Origin of the sequence: Vibrio sp. MACH09 (genome assembly GCF_033238805.1) — a bacterium.
GTDB lineage: Bacteria > Pseudomonadota > Gammaproteobacteria > Enterobacterales > Vibrionaceae > Vibrio.
Map to the genome: position 1 here is coordinate 3,311,274 of NZ_BSFZ01000001.1, position 23,466 is coordinate 3,334,739.

22 protein-coding genes are annotated in these 23,466 nt (G+C 43.0%); 5 read left to right on the plus strand and 17 right to left on the minus strand.

Annotated elements, in window-relative coordinates; all coding sequences use genetic code 11:
• Positions 1 to 5: 5 nt before the first annotated feature.
• Positions 6 to 887 carry an acyltransferase gene (locus CHJ_RS14985; protein ID WP_317918041.1) on the minus strand — a complete coding sequence of 294 codons (882 nt, stop codon included), beginning with the start codon at positions 885 to 887 and terminating at the stop codon, positions 6 to 8.
• A gap of 90 nt (positions 888 to 977) precedes the next feature.
• Positions 978 to 2,507 (minus strand): YifB family Mg chelatase-like AAA ATPase, encoded by a 1,530-nt coding sequence (locus tag CHJ_RS14990; RefSeq protein WP_317918042.1) that lies wholly within the window; start codon positions 2,505 to 2,507, stop codon positions 978 to 980.
• Positions 2,508 to 3,204: 697 nt separating this feature from the next.
• Here CHJ_RS14990 and ilvG point away from each other — a divergent pair.
• The 5 genes from ilvG to ilvA are packed head-to-tail and all read left to right on the plus strand — an operon-like array spanning position 3,205 to position 9,478.
• Positions 3,205 to 4,851, plus strand: a complete 1,647-nt coding sequence (gene ilvG, locus CHJ_RS14995; protein WP_317918043.1) for an acetolactate synthase 2 catalytic subunit — start codon at positions 3,205 to 3,207, stop codon at positions 4,849 to 4,851.
• Entirely contained in the window at positions 4,851 to 5,120 is a 270-nt protein-coding gene (gene ilvM, locus CHJ_RS15000) for an acetolactate synthase 2 small subunit (RefSeq protein WP_171754957.1), read from the plus strand. Before ilvG ends, ilvM begins: the two co-directional genes overlap by 1 nt.
• A gap of 14 nt (positions 5,121 to 5,134) precedes the next feature.
• On the plus strand, positions 5,135 to 6,073 hold the full coding sequence (locus tag CHJ_RS15005) for a branched-chain amino acid transaminase (RefSeq protein WP_171754958.1): 939 nt from the start codon (positions 5,135 to 5,137) through the stop codon (positions 6,071 to 6,073).
• Between the two features lie 18 nt (positions 6,074 to 6,091).
• Positions 6,092 to 7,942 carry a dihydroxy-acid dehydratase gene (ilvD, locus tag CHJ_RS15010; RefSeq protein WP_317918044.1) on the plus strand — a complete coding sequence of 617 codons (1,851 nt, stop codon included), beginning with the start codon at positions 6,092 to 6,094 and terminating at the stop codon, positions 7,940 to 7,942.
• Between the two features lie 3 nt (positions 7,943 to 7,945).
• Complete coding sequence (ilvA, locus tag CHJ_RS15015) at positions 7,946 to 9,478, plus strand: threonine ammonia-lyase, biosynthetic (protein ID WP_171754960.1); 1,533 nt, start codon at positions 7,946 to 7,948, stop codon at positions 9,476 to 9,478.
• A gap of 53 nt (positions 9,479 to 9,531) precedes the next feature.
• Here ilvA and glmU read toward each other — a convergent pair whose 3' ends face one another.
• The 15 genes from glmU to mioC all read right to left on the minus strand — a co-directional run bounded on the left by glmU (position 9,532) and on the right by mioC (position 23,444).
• Entirely contained in the window at positions 9,532 to 10,896 is a 1,365-nt protein-coding gene (gene glmU / locus CHJ_RS15020; protein WP_317918045.1) for a bifunctional UDP-N-acetylglucosamine diphosphorylase/glucosamine-1-phosphate N-acetyltransferase GlmU, read from the minus strand.
• 231 nt (positions 10,897 to 11,127) lie between these two features.
• On the minus strand, positions 11,128 to 11,550 hold the full coding sequence (locus CHJ_RS15025; RefSeq protein WP_317918046.1) for a F0F1 ATP synthase subunit epsilon: 423 nt from the start codon (positions 11,548 to 11,550) through the stop codon (positions 11,128 to 11,130).
• A gap of 18 nt (positions 11,551 to 11,568) precedes the next feature.
• Entirely contained in the window at positions 11,569 to 12,972 is a 1,404-nt protein-coding gene (gene atpD, locus CHJ_RS15030) for a F0F1 ATP synthase subunit beta (protein ID WP_171754526.1), read from the minus strand.
• 34 nt (positions 12,973 to 13,006) lie between these two features.
• A complete protein-coding gene (gene atpG / locus CHJ_RS15035) occupies positions 13,007 to 13,873 on the minus strand; it encodes a F0F1 ATP synthase subunit gamma (protein ID WP_171754525.1) in 867 nt (288 codons plus the stop codon).
• 66 nt (positions 13,874 to 13,939) lie between these two features.
• Positions 13,940 to 15,481, minus strand: coding sequence for a F0F1 ATP synthase subunit alpha (gene atpA / locus CHJ_RS15040; protein ID WP_171754524.1), 1,542 nt, complete (start codon positions 15,479 to 15,481; stop codon positions 13,940 to 13,942).
• 13 nt (positions 15,482 to 15,494) lie between these two features.
• Positions 15,495 to 16,028 (minus strand): F0F1 ATP synthase subunit delta, encoded by a 534-nt coding sequence (gene atpH / locus CHJ_RS15045; protein WP_171754523.1) that lies wholly within the window; start codon positions 16,026 to 16,028, stop codon positions 15,495 to 15,497.
• Positions 16,029 to 16,043: 15 nt separating this feature from the next.
• On the minus strand, positions 16,044 to 16,514 hold the full coding sequence (atpF, locus tag CHJ_RS15050; RefSeq protein ID WP_171754522.1) for a F0F1 ATP synthase subunit B: 471 nt from the start codon (positions 16,512 to 16,514) through the stop codon (positions 16,044 to 16,046).
• A gap of 76 nt (positions 16,515 to 16,590) precedes the next feature.
• Positions 16,591 to 16,845, minus strand: coding sequence for a F0F1 ATP synthase subunit C (atpE, locus tag CHJ_RS15055; protein WP_171754521.1), 255 nt, complete (start codon positions 16,843 to 16,845; stop codon positions 16,591 to 16,593).
• Positions 16,846 to 16,904: 59 nt separating this feature from the next.
• Positions 16,905 to 17,717, minus strand: a complete 813-nt coding sequence (atpB, locus tag CHJ_RS15060) for a F0F1 ATP synthase subunit A (RefSeq protein WP_171754520.1) — start codon at positions 17,715 to 17,717, stop codon at positions 16,905 to 16,907.
• A gap of 8 nt (positions 17,718 to 17,725) precedes the next feature.
• Complete coding sequence (locus CHJ_RS15065) at positions 17,726 to 18,115, minus strand: F0F1 ATP synthase subunit I (protein WP_171754519.1); 390 nt, start codon at positions 18,113 to 18,115, stop codon at positions 17,726 to 17,728.
• A 192-nt stretch (positions 18,116 to 18,307) separates the two neighbouring features.
• Positions 18,308 to 19,186 (minus strand): ParB/RepB/Spo0J family partition protein, encoded by an 879-nt coding sequence (locus CHJ_RS15070; protein ID WP_171754518.1) that lies wholly within the window; start codon positions 19,184 to 19,186, stop codon positions 18,308 to 18,310.
• A gap of 29 nt (positions 19,187 to 19,215) precedes the next feature.
• Positions 19,216 to 19,989, minus strand: coding sequence for a ParA family protein (locus CHJ_RS15075; protein WP_171754517.1), 774 nt, complete (start codon positions 19,987 to 19,989; stop codon positions 19,216 to 19,218).
• 10 nt (positions 19,990 to 19,999) lie between these two features.
• On the minus strand, positions 20,000 to 20,635 hold the full coding sequence (gene rsmG, locus CHJ_RS15080) for a 16S rRNA (guanine(527)-N(7))-methyltransferase RsmG (protein WP_171754516.1): 636 nt from the start codon (positions 20,633 to 20,635) through the stop codon (positions 20,000 to 20,002).
• Positions 20,636 to 22,528, minus strand: coding sequence for a tRNA uridine-5-carboxymethylaminomethyl(34) synthesis enzyme MnmG (gene mnmG, locus CHJ_RS15085; protein ID WP_317918047.1), 1,893 nt, complete (start codon positions 22,526 to 22,528; stop codon positions 20,636 to 20,638).
• Positions 22,529 to 23,006: 478 nt separating this feature from the next.
• Entirely contained in the window at positions 23,007 to 23,444 is a 438-nt protein-coding gene (mioC, locus tag CHJ_RS15090) for an FMN-binding protein MioC (protein WP_317918048.1), read from the minus strand.
• Positions 23,445 to 23,466 lie beyond the last annotated feature (22 nt).

Here is a 23,466-nt window from a genome sequence, read left to right on the forward strand (position 1 = left end):
ATTTTCTATTCTTGGTAGAGTTTTTCTAACTCACCATCTTTCTCTTGCCATCGTTCACTAAGCCATTGCTGGAATGCACGTTTGTAAGGCTTATCATTAAAGTAATCCCCCTTAACCGATTGATCAACGGGCAGGACATTTACTTTAACCACAATACGCTTCATTTTTCCCATTAATAGATCGCTAAATGGAGAAGTTCGGTTTTCAGGGTAAGCAATAGTCACATCAAGAATGGCATCAAACTGCTCCCCCATCGTTGCTAAGGTATACGCTATTCCACCGGACTTTGGCGGCAGCAAATGCTGATACTTACCTCGACTCTGATGCTGTTTCTCTTTGGTAAATCGAGTACCTTCAACATAGTTAACTACTGTGGTAGGAGTAAATTTAAATTTTTCACATGAGCGACGAGTTGTCTCTAAATCTTTGCCTTTTAAATGCGGATGACGAATCAAGTACTCTCTAGAATATCGCTTCATAAATGGCATATCTAACGCCCAACAAGCCATACCAACGAAAGGTACATAGAGTAATTGCTGCTTTAAAAAGAACTTGGGCATAGGGATTTTGTCCTTAAATACACAACAAAGAACCACAATATCACTCCAGCTTTGGTGATTAGAGATCATCAAGTACCAAGAGGATTTATCCAGTTGTTCCACTCCCTCTATCTGCCACTCTATTTGGCTAAATAAAGTGAGAATTAACGAGTTTAAAGTCGCCCAGAGCCACATAAGCTGATTTGCGCTAAGAGAAACTAATCGCTTGGCATTTTCCGTAGGAGTGATCATTTTAATCAATGCCAACAAGCAGATGGCAATAGAACAAAAGGCACTGTTAACAACCACAAGAGCAACAGTAACCATTAGCTTTATGTATTCCAGCATCAAGAAAAAACCTATCTAAAGTGATCAAAACGCCAAGCATTATACAAATGAATATCCAGAATGGAATATGACAAACATCACTCTAACAAATCAAACTATCTGAGCGGTTAAGCTCTTTAGCAGACGATCCATCGCACGATAACCTAGCGCTTCTGCAATATGTGCTTTCTCTATCTGCTGGCACCCTTCCAAATCCGCTATGGTTCTCGCCACCTTTAAAATTCGGTGGTAAGCCCGTATCGATAAGCCAAGTTGATAGATTGTCGTCTCTAAAAAGTCCGCATCTTGTTTCTCTAATAGGCAATATTTATTAATGTCTCTATTGGTTAATAGACCATTAATCGTGCCACTCCTATTTAGCATACTCTCCCTTGCCATATTAACTCTTTGTTTAACCACCTCAGTTGACTCTCCTCTTTCGCCTTTCGAGGTAAGCATTCCCTTCGGCAAAAGAGGTATTTCCAGAGACATATCAAAACGATCCAATAAAGGCCCGGATAATCGGCTTAAATAGCGAAGAATGGCCTGTGGGTTAGTCCGTGAGTGGTTTCCTTCGTAGTAGCCTGTTGGGCTAGGATTTAATGCACCTACCAATTGAAATCGGGCAGGAAAACGAACCTTTCCTGCTGCTCTTGAGATAACTATTTCTCCTGACTCCAATGGTTCTCGCAAAGAATCTAACGTTTTTCGTTCAAACTCTGGCATCTCGTCAAGAAATAGCAGTCCATTATGAGAGAGTGAAATTTCCCCCGGACGAGGAACCGATCCTCCTCCCACTAACGCCACCATTGATGACGAATGATGAGGAGAGCGAAATGGTCTTCTCCGCCAATTATTGATATTAATATCCTGATCATCAATCAAGGAAGCGATAGAGGCCGTTTCTAATGCCTCTTCATCACTCATGCAGGGCAGCAAATCACACAGCCGTGATGCCAGCATTGTTTTTCCTGTTCCCGGAGGCCCCAGAAACAGCAAGTTATGACAACCCGCAGCAGCTATTTCTAACGCTCTCTTACCTTGTTGCTGTCCAATGACATCTCGCAAATCACGGCAGTGTCCCTTACTTGAGTGAACGGAGCGCGGTGATTGAAACAAGCTCAGTGTTTTCTGCCCACACAGATCAGCACATACATCCAGCAAAGAGAGCGCTGACTTATGTCTATTGTCAGCAACTAACGCCGCTTGATCACCATTGTCATTTGGCACAACCAAACACCGTTGGGCTTTGCTGGCCGCTAACGCCGCCGGTAGAACCCCTTTTACTGAGCGAAGCTCACCAGACAAAGCAAGCTCCCCTATAAATTCACAATGATTAAGTCGATCAATGGCGATCTGCTCAGATGCAGCCAAAATACCTAATGCAATAGGAAGATCGAATCTTCCTCCCTCTTTCGGAAGATCTGCCGGAGCTAGGTTTACCGTGATCCGCTTTGCTGGAAATTCAAAGTTAGAGTTAATGATGGCACTACGTACCCTATCCTTAGACTCCTTAACGGTGGTTTCAGGTAAGCCAACTAATGCAAACCCCGGCATTCCGTTACTAATGTGGACCTCTACCGTTACTTCAGGCGATTCAACCCCCACACTGGCTCTACTATGTACAATTGCTAATGCCATCTAATCCTCAATATTTACGGTTTTGAAACTATTTCGCTCATCTATTCGGCTTATACTCAAGTAACCTCAAGATGCTTGTTCAGCGAGAGTTTATTGGCTTCTGATCAAGGCACTGATTTGAAGGCATAGTCATTCTACGGCAAGAATCAGTAACACAGAGCAGGAGCCAATAAAACTCGCCCTTTGGGAGCTCATCAACATGACCATTTCTGCGTCAGATAACCTTGAAAGGGGATGCCATTCCTTCGATTATCTTTCTTGAACTTGACCCTGTTGATGTAGCTCTGAATCCTGCACCTTGAGGTCACTTGAGTATATATAGCTCAAAAATAAAACGGGTAAATATGAAAAAAGACTGAAGTTTTGCTTGTCAAATAGTCATTTTCTATGTTACCACTAGGTACGCAAACATTTACGCACAACAAAATCGAATAAAAAATGAACTTTAACGCTCGCATCAACGCACTCATTATTCTAATTCTCGTGGTCATTATTGATACCGCGCGGGGGCGAGTGAGCAGCAGAAAGTAACAAACGAATTGCTAAAAAACCCCCGCACTGAAAAGTTCGGGGGTTTTTTTAAACCTTAAGTTAATGCAGGTTTAGCCAGTTATTTAATTAAACAGGAAGTATAGGAGCACAGTATGTGCAATAAAAATAACGCGTTTGGACAAGCGCAATATAACGGGAGCAACCAATGAATGGTTCAAATTTAGTTGTTGCCGCATTAAAACAGCAAGGTATTAAAACCGTATTTGGCTATCCCGGTGGTGCCATCATGCCTATCTATGATGCTCTTTATGATGGCGGTGTTGAACATGTCTTATGCCGACATGAACAAGGGGCCGCAATTGCTGCAATTGGGATGGCAAGAGCGACACAAGATGTTGCAGTCTGCTTAGCAACATCTGGCCCGGGAGCAACTAACCTAGTAACTGGCCTTGCAGATGCACTGCTTGATTCTGTTCCTATCGTCGCGATTACAGGTCAGGTGGCAACCCCATTAATTGGAACCGATGCTTTCCAAGAAATGGATGTAATTGGTATGTCTCTATCTTGTTCTAAGCACAACTATTTGGTTACCGATATTGATGACCTTGCACCAACATTGGCGGAAGCCTTTATCGTAGCCAAGTCAGGCCGTCCAGGGCCAGTGGTTGTAGATATAGCAAAAGATGTACAGCTGGCTGAAGCTCCCGTTCATGAGCTCCCTTTTATAGAGCCACCCGCCATTCCCGTTGTAGACTCAGAACTCATCAACAAAGCACAAAATATTCTTAGCAAGTCAGACAAACCTGTTCTTTATATTGGTGGTGGCGTTCAAATAGCCAAAGCGACAGAAACGGTAAGAACTTTCTTAGCCAATAATCCTATGCCTACAATCAGCACTCTTAAAGGACTTGGCAGCATCGAACGTCATGATCCTAATTACTTAGGTATGGTAGGAATGCATGGCACCAAAGCCGCAAACTTAGTCGTTCAAGATGCCGATCTTCTTATTGTTGTTGGTGCACGCTTTGATGACAGGGTGACCGGTCGACTTGACTCTTTTGCGCCAGATGCTCGGGTAATCCACATAGATATTGATGCCGCTGAATTTAATAAGCTCCGTCACTCTCATGCATCATTACAAGGGGATATCAATGAGTTGTTACCACAGTTATCGGTACAGCAAGATATCTCCCCTTGGCTTCAATATACCTCAGATCTCAGAAGTGAATTTAAGTGGCGCTATGACCATCCCGGAGAGCCTATTTATGCGCCCCTACTATTAAAACAGTTATCTGACATGATGCCAGACAGCACCATTGTATCTACCGATGTTGGCCAACATCAGATGTGGGCCGCACAACATATTCAACCAAGACGACCTGAAAACTACATCACCTCTGCTGGTTTGGGCACGATGGGATTTGGTCTACCTGCCGCAATTGGTGCCAAAATTGCTCGCCCAGACGATCAATCCGTCCTTATTACTGGTGATGGTTCTATTATGATGAATATTCAAGAACTCGGCACCATCAAGCGTAAGCAGGTTCCAGTCAAAATAGTATTACTTAATAATCAGCGCCTTGGTATGGTTAGACAGTGGCAGTCACTGTTTTTTGATGGTCGCCATAGTGAGACCATTCTTGACGACAACCCCGATTTTGAAATGCTAGCAAGCGCATTTGGTATTGCGAGCAAAACCATAACCACAAAAAGTGAAGTTGAACCTGCACTAAAAGAGATGATGGAGTGTGAGTCTGCCTATCTTCTTCATGTCGTGATCGACGAAGAAGAGAACGTGTGGCCACTAGTACCACCTGGTGCAGCGAACCAAGATATGCTGGAGAATACCTAATGGATAGATACTTATTAAAAATCGAAGCCAACGATAAACCAGTATTAGTTGAGCGCATTTTGCGAGTGGTTAGACACCGTGGTTTTGCAATTAAGCAAATACTTGCGACACAGAACCATGAGAGTAAAGTGGCTCAAATAGAGATTGTTGTAGACAGTGATCGTCCTATCACATTGATTACCAATCAAGTGGAAAAATTGTGGGATGTAACGGATGTACACACCACTCGACTGAAAAAAGACGAAATGCTCAGCGCATACAAAATTTAAGAAAGGATTCTATTATGGCGACAAACACAGCTGATTTTATCTGGTTCAATGGTGAAATGGTGCCTTGGGCAGAAGCAAATGTTCACGTACTCACCCACGCTATGCATTATGGCACTTCGGTTTTCGAAGGCATTCGCTGTTACGACACACCAAAAGGCCCGATTGTATTTAGGCATAAAGAGCATATGCAGCGCCTAAAAGATTCTGCCAAAATCTATCGCTTTCCAATTCCTTACTCCGTTGATGAGCTGATGGAAGCTTGTCGACAAACTCTACGTGATAATAAATTGCAATCAGCCTATATTCGCCCGCTCGGTTTTGTTGGCAATGTTGGCCTAGGTGTATGCCCGCCAACAGAGACAGAAATGGATCTCATTATTGCAGCTTTTCCATGGGGGTCTTATCTAGGAGAAGAAGCTCTAGCAAGTGGTGTCGATGCTATGATTTCAAGCTGGAATCGTGCCGCACCTAATACCATACCGACTGCCGCTAAAGCGGGCGGTAATTACCTATCATCCTTGTTGGTCGGTGGTGAAGCTCGACGTCACGGTTATGCAGAAGGTATCGCTTTAAGCGTTGATGGTTATTTGTCTGAAGGGGCCGGTGAGAATATTTTTGTGGTAAAAAATGGGGTAATTTGTACCCCTCCAGCCACCAGCGCCATCTTACCGGGCATTACTCGTGACTCCATTATGATTTTAGCTAAAGAGCTAGGTTATCAAGTACGCGAAGAGAATATTGCTCGAGAAGCACTTTATCTAGCAGACGAAATATTTATGACAGGTACCGCAGCAGAAATTGTTCCGGTACGAAGTGTCGATCAAATTACCGTAGGGGAAGGCAAAAGAGGCCCGATTACGGAAAAAATTCAGTCCACATTTTTTGGGCTTTTCAATGGAACAACTGAGGACAAATGGGGTTGGTTAGATCCTGTTTATTCACCACAGAAGTAATATAAGGAATTAAAAACAATGTCTCAACAGATCAAATACCGCAGCGCCACAACCACACACGGCAGAAATATGGCGGGAGCACGTGCTTTATGGCGCGCAACGGGCGTAAAAGAAGAGGACTTTGGTAAACCGATTATTGCTGTGGTTAACTCCTTCACCCAGTTTGTTCCGGGTCACGTACACTTAAAAGACATGGGCCAGTTAGTTGCCAAAGAAATTGAACAAGCAGGTGGTATTGCCAAAGAGTTTAATACCATTGCAGTCGATGATGGTATCGCGATGGGACACGGGGGTATGCTGTATTCTCTGCCTTCTCGTGAACTTATTGCTGACTCCGTTGAGTATATGGTGAATGCCCACTGTGCCGATGCCATGGTCTGTATTTCAAACTGTGACAAAATCACTCCTGGAATGATGATGGCAGCATTAAGACTGAACATCCCGGTGATTTTTGTTTCTGGTGGACCAATGGAAGCGGGCAAAACAAAATTGTCTGATCAACTCATAAAGCTGGACTTGGTTGATGCCATGATTCAGGGTGCAGATCCTACAGTATCAGACGAACAGAGTGAGCAAATTGAACGTTCAGCCTGTCCAACTTGCGGCTCTTGCTCAGGCATGTTTACTGCAAACTCAATGAACTGCCTAACCGAAGCTCTAGGTTTAAGCCAACCGGGTAACGGCTCGATGCTGGCCACGCACGCAGACCGAAAAGCACTATTCTTAAACGCTGGCCGTCGTATCGTTGAATTGACCAAACGCTATTACGAACAAGGCGATCTATCAGCACTTCCACGTAATATTGCCAATAAAGCTGCCTTTGAAAATGCCATGGCGCTGGATATTGCAATGGGTGGGTCGACCAATACCGTATTGCACTTGTTAGCAGGCGCTCAAGAGGGAGAAATAGAGTTTGATATGCAAGATATCGATCGGATGTCTCGCAAAGTTCCTCACTTATGTAAAGTTGCCCCTTCTACGCAGAAGTATCATATGGAAGATGTGCACCGCGCAGGTGGCGTAATGGCCATCTTAGGTGAACTTGATAGAGCAGGACTACTCAACAACCAAACTAAAACGGTTCTGGGTATTTCTATGCAAGACCAGCTGGCTCAATACGACATCATGCAAACAGAATCTGAAGAGATAAAACAGTTCTTCCGTGCTGGCCCTGCTGGCATTCGCACAACAGAAGCGTTTTCTCAAAAGTGTCGTTGGGACACATTAGATGACGATCGCAAAGAAGGGTGCATTCGCACCAAACAAAATGCCTTTAGCCAAGATGGTGGCCTTGCGGTACTAAAAGGCAATATAGCCATAGATGGCTGTATTGTTAAGACAGCTGGCGTTGATGAAAGCAATTTGACTTTCCAAGGACCAGCGGTGGTATTTGAAAGCCAAGAAGACGCTGTTGGTGGCATTCTTAACGGTAAAGTGACCGCTGGTGATGTGGTTGTTATCCGTTATGAAGGACCAAAAGGCGGTCCGGGTATGCAAGAAATGCTATACCCAACTACCTATTTAAAATCGATGGGACTGGGTAAAGAGTGCGCACTGCTTACAGATGGTCGTTTCTCTGGTGGTACATCTGGGCTATCTATCGGTCACGTTTCACCAGAAGCAGCCAATGGCGGCATTATTGGTTTAGTGAATCAAGGGGATATTATTACTATTGATATTCCAAATCGCTCGATTACTTTAGATATCGATGACCAAGAACTATCTCGCCGCCGTGCCAATCAAGAGACATTAGGTTGGAAGCCAGTTAATCGTCAACGCGAAGTCTCTTTTGCTCTAAAAGCATACGCAAGTATGGCTACTAGTGCAGATAAAGGTGCCGTTCGCGATAAGTCGATGCTAGAGGACTAGCGAATGACCGCAACAAAACAGACCGGCGCAGACTATCTGCGCCAAATATTACGCGCTCCCGTTTACGAAGTTGCCACCGTGACTCAGTTGCAAGATATGCCACGCTTATCTGAACGCATAAACAATAAGGTGCAAATCAAACGAGAAGATCGTCAGCCCGTACACTCTTTTAAGCTACGTGGCGCTTACAACATGGTTGCCAGCTTATCTGAACAACAGAAGCAGGCAGGGGTCATTGCGGCATCAGCGGGAAACCACGCTCAAGGCATGGCGCTTTCTGGAACAAAACTAGGTATTAAAACCACCATAGTTATGCCTAAAACAACCCCTGACATAAAAGTAGAAGCTGTTCGTAGTTTTGGCGGCAATGTGGTTCTGCATGGAAGCAACTTTGATGAAGCAAAAGCAGAAGCAGAGATACTTTCTAAGAAACACAACTACACGTTTGTACCTCCATTCGATCACCCTTTAGTTATTGCGGGTCAGGGGACTATTGGAATGGAAATGTTGCAGCAAAACGGGCACCTTGATTACATTTTTGTTCCCGTTGGCGGTGGAGGTTTAGCCGCTGGTGTTGCTGTGCTAGTAAAACAGTTGATGCCGGAAATAAAGGTCATTGCTGTTGAGCCGGAAGACTCTTCTTGCCTGAAAGCCGCTCTGGATGCTGGCGAACCCGTCGTACTTGACCAAATAAGCATGTTTGCTGATGGTGTCGCGGTTAAGCGCATTGGCGATGAAACATTCCGTTTATGTCATCAATACTTAGACGGTCATATTGCTGTGTCCAGTGATGAAATCTGCTCTGCTGTGAAGGATATATTTGAAGATACCCGAGCAATTGCAGAACCCTCAGGGGCCCTTGCCCTTGCTGGACTGAAAAAATTTGCCGAACAAAATAATCTTCAACAAAACAACTTAGCGACTGTACTTTCTGGTGCAAATACCAATTTCCATGGTTTGCGTTATGTCTCAGAACGTTGTGAGCTAGGAGAAAAGCGGGAAGGATTATTAGCTGTTACTATTCCTGAACAACCGGGTGCATTTTTTAAATTCTGTGAGATTATTGGTGGTCGAGCCGTCACAGAATTTAATTATCGGTATAGCGATGAGAACTTAGCCAATATTTTTGTTGGGGTTAGATTACAAGAAGGGCAAGAAGAGCTAGACAGCATCGTTCACGAGCTGCATGAAGGCGGTTACCCTGTGGTGGATCTATCTGATGATGAGATGGCCAAACTTCATATTCGATATATGGTTGGTGGAAAACCTTCAAAACAGTTAAAAGAACGCCTTTATAGCTTTGAATTTCCAGAGTATCCGGGAGCACTACTTAAGTTTTTAAGTACTCTGGGAACACACTGGAATATAAGCCTATTTAATTATCGTAATCATGGTGCAGATTATGGGCGAGTATTATGCGGGTTTGAGTTAGATGAAAGCGACTTACCACGGTTCTCTTCTCATCTACATGAGCTAGGTTATCAGTACAAAGATGAATCTAATAACCCTTCTTATCAGTTTTTTTTACAAAAATAACCAGTCACTATCGCAATAAAAAAGGAGCCTCTGGCTCCTTTTTTATCTCATAACTATTTCTTTATTTTTACAGGACGTTGCCAGTCAGCAATTTTTCGCTCTTTAGCTCTTGTAATCACTAACTCACCTTCATCTACATCCTTGGTCAGAGTGGTACCTGCACCTATAGTGGCACCATTTCCAATGGTAACTGGCGCGACCAACTGACAATCAGAGCCCACAAATACGTCATCACCAATGACCGTTTTAAACTTATTTGCACCATCGTAATTACAGGTAATAACACCTGCACCGACATTGGTTCGTTGGCCAATTTCAGCATCGCCGATATAGGTTAGGTGGTTGGCTTTAGAGCCTTCACCGATCAAACCATTTTTCACTTCAACAAAGTTACCGACATGAGCATCATTACGAAGCTCTGCTCCCGGCCGTAGACGAGTAAATGGACCAACAGTACACTCTTCCCCTACCGTAGCACCTTCTATCACGCTATAAGGGCGTACAAGCGTATTATCGTCTATCTCACAGTCCTTAAGTACGCAACCTGCACCAATAACAACGTTATCACCTAAGGATACACTTCCTTCAATAATGACATTAATATCAATCTCTACATCTCGACCACATTGAAGCTCACCACGTAAATCAAAACGACTAGGGTCACGGAGCATTACCCCCTGTTCAAGTAGCTTCTCTGCCTGCATATCTTGATAAGCACGCTCTAAACGAGCCAATTGAACACGGTTATTGACACCTTCAACTTCAACTGTTCTTATTGGATGAACCGCTTCAATAGCACGACCATCAGCGTGAGCAGCGGCTATAATATCGGTCAAATAGAACTCACCTTGTGCATTATCATTACTCAATTGGCCTAACCAGCGCTTAAGGTCACCCCCGGTAGCCACCAATACTCCTGTATTGATTTCTTGAATGCGTTTTTGTGACTCGTTAGCGTCTTTTTGTTCAACTATTGCCACGACCGCATCGTTTTCACGAACAATTCGGCCATAGCCAGTTGGGTTATCTAGTATCACTGTCAAAAGCGCGATACCGCCTTCAGGTTGAGCGCTCAATAAATTATCAAGTGTTTCTGTAGAGATAAGTGGAACATCGCCATAGAGAACCAAAATCTTCTCATCATCACGAAATTTATCTGAAGCTTGATCCACGGCATGACCGGTACCTAATTGATCCGCTTGCAGTACCCAATTAACAGGCGCATCAGCAAGAGTCTGTTTCATTTGGTCGCCGCCATGACCATAAACTAAGTGAATATTTTGTGCACCAAGATCTCCACATGTATCAATTACATGTTTAGCCATCGGCTTTCCTGCCAGAGTATGCAAAACTTTAGGAATAGCAGAATACATACGAGTACCTTTACCCGCAGCGAGGATCACCGCACTAAATGTCATTAGAGTAACCTTTGAATTATTTATCTGTAGAAGGATGATTTTAACGCGTCAATTGAGAAAAGAAACTGTGTAAATGAAATTGTGCTGATATTTCACAGTGAGAATAAAAATATTATCGATAATACTGCTCACTAATAGCGCCTTAGCTATTTAGAAGAATCAAATTTGTTACTATCAAGAAAAACAAAAAGGCGACCAATTGGCCGCCTTTCTCACATAACACCAAAATAATTAGCGTCTATTTTTTGTCAGTTCGATCACTCGAAGCTGAGCAATGGCTTTAGCCAGTTCACTGGCCGCTTGTGCAAAGTCCATATCGCCATGCTGATTTTGGATATTCTCCTCAGCCTTGCGCTTGGCCTCTTCTGCCTTAGCTGCGTCTAGTTCGTCACCACGAATCGCAGTATCAGCCAGTACAATCGCTGTACCAGGCTGAACTTCAACAATACCACCAGAAACATAAATGATTTCTTCGTGGCCGTGTTGCTTAACAATACGCACCATACCAGGCTTAATAGCGGTCAGCAGCGGAGTGTGTCCATGGAAAATACCAAGTTCACCTTCGCTCCCGGTCACCTGAAACGTTTCAACTAGCCCAGAGAAGATGTTCTTTTCTGCACTTACTACGTCCAAGTGAAAGGTTATTGCTGCCATATCGCCTCCTATTTAGCCTTATAGCTTCTTAGCATTCTCAATAGCATCGTCGATTGCACCACAGTACATAAACGCTTGCTCAGGAATGTCATCGTATTCACCAGCTAGTAGACCTTTGAAGCCACGTAATGTCTCTTTAAGAGATACGTAGATACCAGGGTCACCTGTAAATACTTCCGCTACGTGATAAGGCTGAGTAAGGAAACGCTCAATCTTACGTGCACGTGATACTACGAGTTTGTCTTCTTCTGACAGCTCATCCATACCTAGGATTGCGATGATATCTTTCAGCTCTTTATAACGCTGAAGTGTAGACTGAACGCCACGAGCTACGTCGTAGTGTTCCTGACCTACTACCAATGGATCAAGCTGACGTGAAGTCGAATCCAATGGATCAATCGCTGGGTATAGACCCATCGCTGCGATGTTACGGCTAAGTACAACCGTTGCATCTAAGTGAGCAAACGTCGTTGCTGGAGATGGATCCGTCAAGTCATCCGCTGGTACATATACCGCCTGTACAGACGTGATAGAACCCGCTTTTGTTGATGTGATACGTTCCTGTAGAACACCCATCTCTTCAGCTAGTGTTGGCTGATAACCTACCGCAGATGGCATACGACCTAGTAGAGCCGATACCTCTGTACCCGCAAGGGTATAACGATAAATGTTATCGATGAACAACAGTACGTCACGACCTTCGTCACGGAAACGTTCTGCCATTGTCAAACCAGTCAGTGCAACACGTAGACGGTTGCCCGGTGGCTCGTTCATCTGACCATATACCATTGCTACTTTAGACTCTTCAGGATTCTCAACGTTAACAACGCCCGCTTCCTGCATCTCATAGTAGAAATCGTTACCTTCACGAGTACGTTCACCAACGCCCGCGAATACTGAAAGACCTGAGTGTTGTAGTGCGATGTTGTTGATAAGTTCCATCATGTTAACGGTCTTACCTACACCTGCACCACCAAATAGACCAATTTTACCACCTTTAGCAAATGGGCAAATCAAGTCGATTACTTTAACACCGGTCTCTAGAAGTTCAGACACATTGGACTGCTCTTCATAACTTGGTGCTTCACGGTGAATAGCATAGTGCTCTTCCGCGCCAATATCACCACACTCATCAATCGCATCACCTAATACATTCATGATACGACCAAGAGTTTTAGTACCTACTGGTACAGTGATTGGAGCGCCAGTATTCTCTACTACTAATCCACGACGTAAACCATCAGAGCTACCCATTACGATTGCGCGAATCACGCCACCGCCAAGCTGTTGTTGAACTTCAAGAACCAAACGTTCTTTCGCTTCAATAACATTCAGAGCATCGTATACACGAGGTACTTCGCCCTGTGGGAACTCTACGTCGACTACCGCACCGATGATCTGTACGATCTTACCTGTAGCCATCGTTAATCCTCTAACTAATTAGTTTTACCTATGCTTAAACCGCTGCTGCGCCCGATACGATCTCAGACAGTTCTTGTGTAATAGCCGATTGACGGGCTTTGTTATACACAAGTTCTAAATCTTCAATCAGGTCACTAGCATTGTCTGTAGCTGCTTTCATCGCAATCATTCGAGCTGCTTGCTCACAAGCAAGATTCTCTACCACACCTTGATACACTTGAGATTCAACATAACGAATCAATAGTGCGTCTAGTAATGGTTTCGGCTCAGGCTCATAGATATAGTCCCAAGAATGAGTGCGTTTCATATCTTCGCTATCCGATTTAGGCAAAGGTAGTAATTGATCGATCGTTGGTTCTTGAACCATAGTGTTAACAAACTTGTTATACACTACGTATAGACGATCTAACTCGCCTTCATCATATTTCTTCAGCATTACGCCAACTGAACCGATCAAGTCTTCCAAGCTTGGATCATCTCCAAGGCCAGATACTTGAGCAGCCACTTTAGCGCCACTGTTATTGAAAAATGCTGTTGCTTTTGAACCGATAACGGCTAAATCAATTTCAGCATCTTTCCCTTTCCACTCTTGCATGTCTAACATGGCTTTTTTGAACAAGTTAATGTTCAAGCCACCACACAAGCCGCGGTCAGTAGAAATCATGATGTAACCAACACGTTTGGCTTCACGTTCTTCTAAGTACGGATGTTTGTACTCAAGGTTTCCGTTTGCCAAATGACCGATCACTTTACGCATTGTTTCAGCATATGGACGAGAAGCTCCCATCGCGTCTTGAGAACGACGCATTTTAGAAGCAGCTACCATTTCCATCGCTTTCGTGATCTTTTGAGTGCTTTTAACACTCCCGATCTTAGTACGAATCTCTTTTGCGCCGGCCATCGTATTACTCTCTCTTTATGATAACTTCGTTAATGGTGACCCTAAGGTCACCGACTCACTTATCAATTACCAGGTCTGGGTTGCTACGAAATCGTCAACAATCTTTTTAAGTTGTGCTTCGATTTCATCATTGTATGCACCCGTCGTATCGATCTCTGTTACAAAATCGGCAAACTGGCTACGAGCAAACGAAAGTAGTGCATCTTCGAAATCAGCAAGCTTATTCAGCTCGATAGTTTCCAAATATCCACGTTCTGCCGCAAAGATAACTAGTGATTGGTCAAAAACAGACATAGGAGCATATTGTTTCTGCTTCATTAGTTCTGTTACTTTTTGACCATGGTCTAGCTGCTTCTTAGTCGCTTCATCAAGATCCGATGAGAACTGTGCAAACGCTGCAAGTTCACGGTATTGAGCTAGTGCTGTACGGATACCGCCAGATAGCTTCTTGATGATTTTCGTCTGAGCTGAACCACCTACACGAGATACTGAAATACCTGGATCAACAGCAGGACGAACACCTGCACTGAACAGTTCAGTTTGTAGGAAGATCTGACCATCAGTAATCGAGATTACGTTGGTTGGTACGAATGCTGATACGTCACCGGCTTGTGTTTCAATGATAGGCAATGCAGTTAAAGAACCTGTCTTACCTTTCACTTCACCTTTAGTGAAACGCTCTACGTACTCTTCGTTTACACGAGCAGCACGCTCTAGTAGACGGGAGTGTAAGTAGAATACGTCACCTGGGAAGGCTTCACGGCCTGGTGGACGTTTAAGTAGTAGAGAAATTTGACGGTAAGCTACCGCTTGTTTAGATAGATCATCATAAACAATCAGTGCATCTTCACCGCGATCTCGGAAATACTCACCCATCGCACAACCTGCATATGGTGCAAGGTATTGCAACGCAGCAGATTCAGAAGCAGATGCAACAACAACGATAGTGTTAGCTAACGCGCCGTGCTCTTCTAGTTTGCGAACCACGTTAGCAATAGTCGATGCTTTCTGACCGATCGCTACGTAGATAGAGTAAATACCAGAGTCTCTCTGGTTAATGATGGCATCAATTGCCATCGCTGTTTTACCTGTTTGGCGGTCACCGATGATAAGTTCACGCTGTCCACGACCGATAGGGATCATGGAGTCAACTGACTTATAACCAGTTTGTACAGGTTGGTCTACCGATTTACGGTCGATTACACCCGGAGCGATAACTTCTACAGGAGAAGTCAGTTTCGCTTCGATTGGACCTTTACCATCGATAGGCTCACCCAGTGTGTTTACCACACGACCAAGCATTTCAGGACCGACTGGTACCTCAAGGATACGACCAGTACCTGTTACTTTCATGCCTTCTTGTAGGTCGGCATAAGGACCCATTACTACCGCACCTACCGAGTCACGCTCAAGGTTAAGTGCTAGTGCGTAACGGCCACCCGGTAGTTCAATCATTTCACCTTGCATCACGTCCGCTAGGCCGTGAATGCGAATAATACCATCGCTTACCGATACGATAGTACCTTCATTACGAGCTTCACTTACAACATCGAAAGATTCGATACGTTGTTTGATTAGGTCGCTTATTTCCGTGGAATTAAGTTGCATGCTCCAATCCCCATCAAGACTTCAATGCATCGCTCAAACGATCAATTTGACCGCGAGTTGAGTTATCGATGACTAGGTCTCCGGCTCGAATAATAACCCCACCAAGTAGGGTCTCTTCTACACTACAATTCAGGTTAACTTTACGTTCTAGACGTTTTTCAAGTTTTTTGCTGATTTTTGTAAGTTGTTCTTTGGTCAGTTTAGAGGCAGAAATAACTTCTACATCAATCACTTTTTCCAGTTCATGTTTCAGAACTAAAAACTCTTCACAAACTTCAGGAATAGCCTTTAATCGACCATTCTCAGCCATCACCTTAATAAGGTTTTGACCATGTTCATCAAACTGATCGCCACAAACGGCAACAAAGATATCTGCAAGTTTATCTGCAGAAACAGAACCGGTTAACAGCTCTGCCATATCTTCGTTATTTACTACTTCAGTAGCAAAAGTAAGCATTTGGCTCCATTGATCCAATGCCTCTTTTTCTACCGCAAAGTCAAACGCTGCTTTGGCATAGGGGCGTGCTATTGTTGTCAGTTCAGACATATTGCACCCCTTGCATTAAAGTTTTGCAGTAATGTTGTCGAGAATATCTTTTTGCGCATCTTTATCGATAGAGCGCTCCAAAATTTTCTCCGCACCAGCTAAAGCCAGAGTAGCAACTTGTTTGCGCAGTTCATCTTTCGCGCGATTACGTTCTGCTTCAATTTCTGCTTCCGCTTGAGCTAGGATTTTCTGGCGTTCTGCCTGAGCTTCCTCGCGAGCTTCATCAATAATTTGAGCTTTACGTTTGTTCGCTGAATCAATGACCTCAGTTGCTGTGCGCTTCGCTTCTTTCATTTGATCTGAAGCGTTAGCTTGTGCTAAATCCAAGTCTTTTGCTGCTCTTTCCGCAGCATGTAGACCGTCAGCAATTTTTTTCTGACGTTCTTCAATAGCACCCATAATTGGCGGCCATACATATTTCATGCAGAACCACACAAACAGTGTAAATGCTATTGCTTGACCTAGCAGAGTTGCGTTCATATTCACAACAGCTACTCCTCTATTTTGTTCACCAACGAAAAATTGCTAATCAACGACAAAGTTTATGACTTTGTTCTGTTGATTAACCTAGTTGACCAACAAATGGGTTAGCAAATGTGAATAGAAGTGCTATTACGATACCAATCATAGGAATCGCATCAAGTAGACCCGCGATGATAAACATCTTAACTTGTAGCATAGGAGCCATCTCTGGTTGGCGCGCAGCACCTTCAAGGAATTTACCACCTAGAATTGCGAATCCAATCGCAGTACCAAGAGAAGCAAGACCGACGATAAGACCCACGGCGATTGCTGAAAAGCTCAGTAAAGTTTCCATTACTATCTCCAATTTATAGTTGTTGGCTTAATGTGCCTAATAAAAGCTGTAAAATTTAATTAGTGATCCGGGTCTTCATGTGCCATCGATAGATATACGATAGTCAGCATCATGAATACAAACGCTTGGATACAAATAATCAGAATATGGAATATTGCCCATGGAAGAGCACCTACCCATTGTAACCACCACGGTAGCATTGCCGCGATAAGAATGAATACAACCTCACCTGCAAACATGTTACCGAATAAACGCATACCAAGAGAAAGAGGTTTAGCCAATAGCGAAACAACTTCTAAAAGTAGGTTAAACGGTATCATCACAGGATGATTGAATGGATGTAAAGCCAATTCTTTCGCAAATCCGCCCAGACCTTTTATCTTGATGCTGTAATAGATCATCAAGGCAAAAACGCCCAGAGCCATTGCCATGGTGATATTTACATCAGCAGAAGGAACCACTTTTAAATAAGGGATACCTAGCCAATGTTGTGCTGGATACGGTAAGAAATCAATTGGAATTAAATCCATGATATTCATTAGTAATACCCAACAAAAGATAGTCAGTGCCAACGGGGCAATCAATGGGTTGCGTCCATGAAAGGTTTCTTTGACGTTATCAGCGACAAATTCAACCAACATTTCTACAGCACATTGGAGCTTACCCGGTACACCTACTGTTGCTTTCTTTGCTACAGAGCGAAATACCCAAAGGAATAACATCCCTGTAAACACAGAAAAAAACAGGCTATCGATATTCACGTTCCAGAAACTGGTCTCCTCCGCTACTAAACCCAATTTATACAAAGAGAGGTTAGTAAGGTGGTGCTCAATATATCCGGACGCTGTTAGCGCTTCACCTGGCGCAGCCATAACTCATCCTATTTTTTTTTGTTAATGAATAGCGCGGGCAAAAAGATGTTAATCCCTAATGCCAGCAAATAGGTTAGCTTCAGGGGAACTAAGTCCACCTGCATACACATGTAAACAGCAGAAAACAGAATGACAGTAATTAGGATTTTTAATGCTTCACCAGTATAAAACGAAACCGTCACTGCTTTCGCAGCTCTAGCCCCACTGTACATAAAAGCGAAAAGCGCAAATACGGCATTGGCGATAACAAAAATACCCCCACCGATTAACGCAGAAACTCCCCAATCAACACTAATGGCCAAAGCCATTCCTGCTGCTACAACTGTAACCACGCTAGATTGAATCAATAACAATCGCTTTGCAAGCTCTCGCCCTGGTCGCGCTAGCGTAGCTACCATGTATTCATACCTCTATATTAATTCCAACGGCGTACTATATACGTCCACATCACTGTGCTTGGAAAAACGGCGAAAATTATACGGTCAGTAACTATTAATGCAATACAAATGCAGCATTAATTAACGTTTTTGTTTACAAACCTACAACTTTCACAAGAATTCTTGTAACAATTCATATTTTGGTGAAGATGATCACTCACTGTCGAGCAATTTTATTAATTGCTCTAATTTGTGAGGTTCATCAAATGTAATTGTCAATTTTGACTTTCCATTTGCAGAACGAATCAAAGCAACATTAGAGCCTAAAGAGTGAGTTAATCGCTCTGAAATCTCAATCGCTTCCTCATCGACAGATGCTTCTACCGGCTTAGGAGCTAAATACTTCTTAACATACTGCTCAGCCTGACGTACGGTCATCTGTTTTTCAGAAATAACCTGTGCAACGTCTGTTTGATCACCACTTTCCAAAACCAACAGAGCACGAGCGTGCCCCATTTCTAATTTTTTTTGTTCTACCAGCTGTTTAACATCACTATCAAGCTGATTGAGTCTCAGCAAGTTAGTCACTGTTGTTCTCGATTTACCGATGACTTCAGCGACTTGTTGATGCGTCAGTTCAAACTCATCTTGAAGACGCTCTAACGCTTGAGCTTCTTCGATGACATTTAGATCTTCTCGCTGAATGTTTTCGATAAGCGCCATGGCAATGGCGGCTCTATCTTCTACATTTTTTATAACACACGGAACCTTTTTTAAGCCCGCCTGTTTTGCTGCTCGCCAGCGTCTCTCACCCGCAATAATCTCATAGCGATTATCTTGCAGTTGTCGAACCACAATAGGTTGAATAATTCCTTGCGATTGAATTGAAGCAGCCAGCTCTTCTAGTGCCTCTTTCGACATCTCTTTACGTGGTTGATAGACACCAGGTTGTAAATTTGAGATCGCCAGCTCAGCTAAATTACCCTCAGCCGAAATTGACTGGCTCTCATCCGCAACCTGCTGTTTTTCTCTTGCAAGAGAGCTGGTTGCCAATAGGGCATCTAAGCCTTTTCCTAAACCACGTTTAGACATTTAGGTATATTCCTCTATTCCTTAAAAACTTATGCAGGGACTTCTTCGCGTCGAAGAATTTCCCCAGCTAACGCCAAATATGCTTTTGCACCTGCTGAATGCTTATCGTAATACATGGCCGGTCGACCATGACTAGGCGCTTCTGCTAATCGAACATTACGAGGAATAACAGTACGGTATACTTTACCACCAAAATGTTTCTTAAGTTGATCAGAAACTTCGTTAGACAAACGGTTTCTCGGATCAAACATGGTTCGTAATAAACCTTCTATTTTTAAGTTTTCATTTACAACAGCGGCTAACTTACTGATGGTATCCATCAATGCCGTTAAACCTTCTAGTGCAAAATACTCACACTGCATAGGAACTAACACAGAGTCAGCTGCTGCCATGGCGTTGATTGTAAGTAGGTTTAGTGAAGGTGGACAATCTATAAAGATGAAATCATAGTTATCGCGAATTAAAGCTAGTGCATTTTTTAACCTAACTTCACGGGCAAACACTTCCATTAATTTGATTTCTGCAGCCGTCACATCACCATTGGCAGCGATTAAATCGTATCCACCACTTGTCGTAGTACACACCACTTCTTCAAAAGGGGTATCTTCAACAAGAAGGTCATAAGCCGTGGCATCAACTTGGTACTTATCTACCCCGCTAGCCATAGTAGCGTTACCTTGTGGGTCAAGATCGATAACCAATACTTTGCGTTTGGTTGCGGCCATAGACGCTGCTAAATTAATGCATGTTGTCGTCTTTCCGACGCCACCCTTCTGGTTGGCTATAGCTATAATTCTTCCCACAGTAACCTCTCTATTTTTCTCGATTAGCTAAGACTACAAGATGTCGTTCACCTTCTAGCTCAGGAACTTTCAAAGCTTTGATTTCGATCACATTACACCACTTTGGTAGCAGTGTTAATTCATCATCTGCGAGTTGACCTTTAAGTGCAAAAAAACAACCTACATCTCGTTTTGGTAAATGATGACACCATTCCACCATATCTGTCATCGACGCAAATGCACGACTTAGCACCACATCAAATTTTTCATCTGGCTGAAACTCTTCTACTCGGCTTTGCACCGTTGTCACGTTTTCTATTCCAAGTTCGTGTATCACTTGCTTAATAAAACGAATTCTTTTACCTAGACTATCCAGCAAATAAAACTGTTTATCCGGATTCATTATCGCTAAGGGAATTCCTGGAAGCCCCGGTCCTGTACCGACATCAATAAATCGTTCTCCGCGTAAGTGAGGACTTACAACAATACTATCCATAATATGTTTAACAAGCATATCCATTGGATTACGAACCGATGTCAGGTTGTACGCTTTATTCCACTTATCCAACATTTGCACATAACCTACCAACTGCTCACACTGTTTTTGGCTAGGGGTGAGCTCCGTCTGTTGGATCAGTGAAGTCAGTTTTTGATTGAGTGAATCCACTTATTCATCTCCCTTTTTCAACATGCCCTGTTTTTTCAAATAAACCAGCAAAATAGAGATAGCAGCAGGTGTGATACCGGAAATTCTAGATGCGACACCAATGGATTCAGGTTTAGCTTCACTTAACTTGGCGACAACTTCGTTAGATAAGCCTTGAACCTGAGAATAATCTAACGTGACTGGAAGTTTGGTGTTTTCATGTCTTAATGATTTTTCTATCTCATCTTTTTGACGCTGAATATACCCTTCATATTTAACTTGTATTTCAACTTGTTCTGCCGCTTGTTGATCCTCAATAGCAGGTGCGAAAGCATCTAACGTGGTCAGTTGTTGATAAGTCATCTCGGGTCTTCGCAGTAGATCTTCACCACTTGCTTCTCGTGACATAGGGCTTTTAAGTACAGCATTTAGTTTTTCAATGCCTTCTGACTTCGGATTCATCCAAGTATCTTTTAGACGTTGACGCTCAAGCTCAATATTGTTTACTTTTTCATTAAAACGCGCCCAACGTAGATCATCCACTAAGCCAAGCTCTCGGCCTTTTTCAGTTAATCGCAAATCAGCATTATCTTCTCTAAGTAGCAGACGATACTCTGCTCTGGAGGTGAACATACGATACGGTTCTTTGGTTCCCATTGTTGATAAATCATCAATAAGAACCCCCATATAAGCTTGATCTCGACGAGGGCTCCAGCTCTCTTTTTCTTGGCTATACAAACTGGCATTAAGACCAGCCATTAGTCCTTGAGCAGCTGCTTCTTCATATCCTGTGGTGCCATTTATCTGTCCAGCAAAAAACAGACCTTGAATAAACTTACTCTCATAGCTCTTTTTAAGATCTCGTGGATCGAAGAAATCGTACTCTATGGCGTATCCTGGTCTCATAATATGAGCATTTTCTAGCCCTTTCATTGACTGGACAATTTTAACCTGAACATCAAAAGGCAAACTTGTTGATATGCCATTAGGATAAAGTTCTGTCGAGGTTAACCCTTCAGGTTCAATAAAGATCTGATGGCTGTTCTTATCCGCAAAACGCATCACTTTATCTTCAATCGATGGGCAATATCGAGGACCTATACCTTCAATTACCCCTGCATACATAGGGCTTCGATCTAAATTGGCCCGAATAACATCATGAGTTTTCTCATTGGTATGAGTAATATAACAAGGGATCTGTTTTGGGTGATCACTACGTTGACCTAAAAACGAGAATACCGGAGTAGGATCATCACCATGTTGAACTTCTAGCTGCGAAAAATCGACGCTATTTGCATCAATTCTTGGTGGCGTTCCTGTTTTTAAACGATCGACTCTAAGTGGTAATTCACGCAATCTATTCGCAAGCGCGATAGAAGGAGGATCGCCTGCGCGGCCTCCTGACGAACTTTCCATTCCTATATGGATCTTTCCACCAAGGAAGGTTCCTACCGTTAATACAACGGCTCTCGCGTGGAATTTGAGGCCCATTTGGGTAATAACACCCACCACTTGATCATGTTCAACAATAAGATCGTCGGCAGATTGTTGGAATAGCGTTAAATTGTCAGTATTTTCCAATAGCTGACGAATAGCCGATTTATATAATAATCGATCTGCTTGAGCTCGTGTTGCTCGAACAGCTGGTCCTTTGGAAGCATTCAACGTTCTAAATTGAATACCTGCTTTGTCAATGGCTTGGGCCATTGCACCACCCAATGCATCCACTTCTTTGACTAAATGTCCTTTACCTATTCCGCCAATCGCGGGGTTACAAGACATCTGTCCTAATGTATCAATGTTATGAGTGAGCAATAAGGTCTTTTGACCTGTTCTTGCTGACGCAAGTGCTGCTTCTGTACCAGCGTGACCACCACCGATAACAATGACATCAAATTTTTCGTGATAAAGCATGGAGCGACCTTAGGTAAACAAGCTATTTGAGGAAAATAAAAAAGGAGCGCTATTCTACCTTCTTTGTCCTTTGCTGAAAATGGATTTCACCAATTTTTAACGTAAAGCTAAAAGCTTAATATATATAAGATCTTATATAGAGATCTTTTATTAGATCTATTATTAGAGAGGCACGATCATGTGGATAAGGGGAAAATGATCAATAAGATCAATATCATTGAAACGATCAATTACTGTGATCTTACTATGATCTAACAGAGGATTAGCTGGGATCAAAATGGCTAGTTATCCACAAGGCTTGGATCTAAGGAAAGTTATTATTGGGATAACTATAGGTTGATCACTGGATAACATCATTTTATACACATTAGGTATAACTTGGTTGATTAAAACGTGAATAACTGTAGATTAAATGAGATTGATATTGAAAAGTGCTTATAAAATAAAGGGTTACGATAAACGTAACCCTTTAAGTATGTTATTGGAAACTTTTTAGGTTTTCCGTTAACCATTTTTCTGCGGGGTCTTCAGGTATCGGTTCTGCTAGTACATCAATGGTAAAATAGTCAGTGAGTGGCGTAGCACCTATATCTTTTAATAGATCATATGCGTGTTTACCCGCTGCGCAAAAAGTATCATAACTGGAGTCTCCAATGGCTATGATCGCATATTTGACTTGATCCATTTTTGGTGGTGTCTCTTGTAACTGTTGAATCCATGGTCGTATATTCTCAGGATACTCGCCTGCTCCATGGGTAGAAGTAATCACTAACCAGATACCGCTATTATCAATGTCATCAAAGTTAGGATTATTATGGATAACCGACGCTAAGCCTTGTTTTTCTAGCATTTCACTTAGGTGGTCGCCAACATATTCTGCGCCTCCTAAGGTACTGCCAGTTATAATTTGAATCATAAAAGGTCCTATTAACTAATAG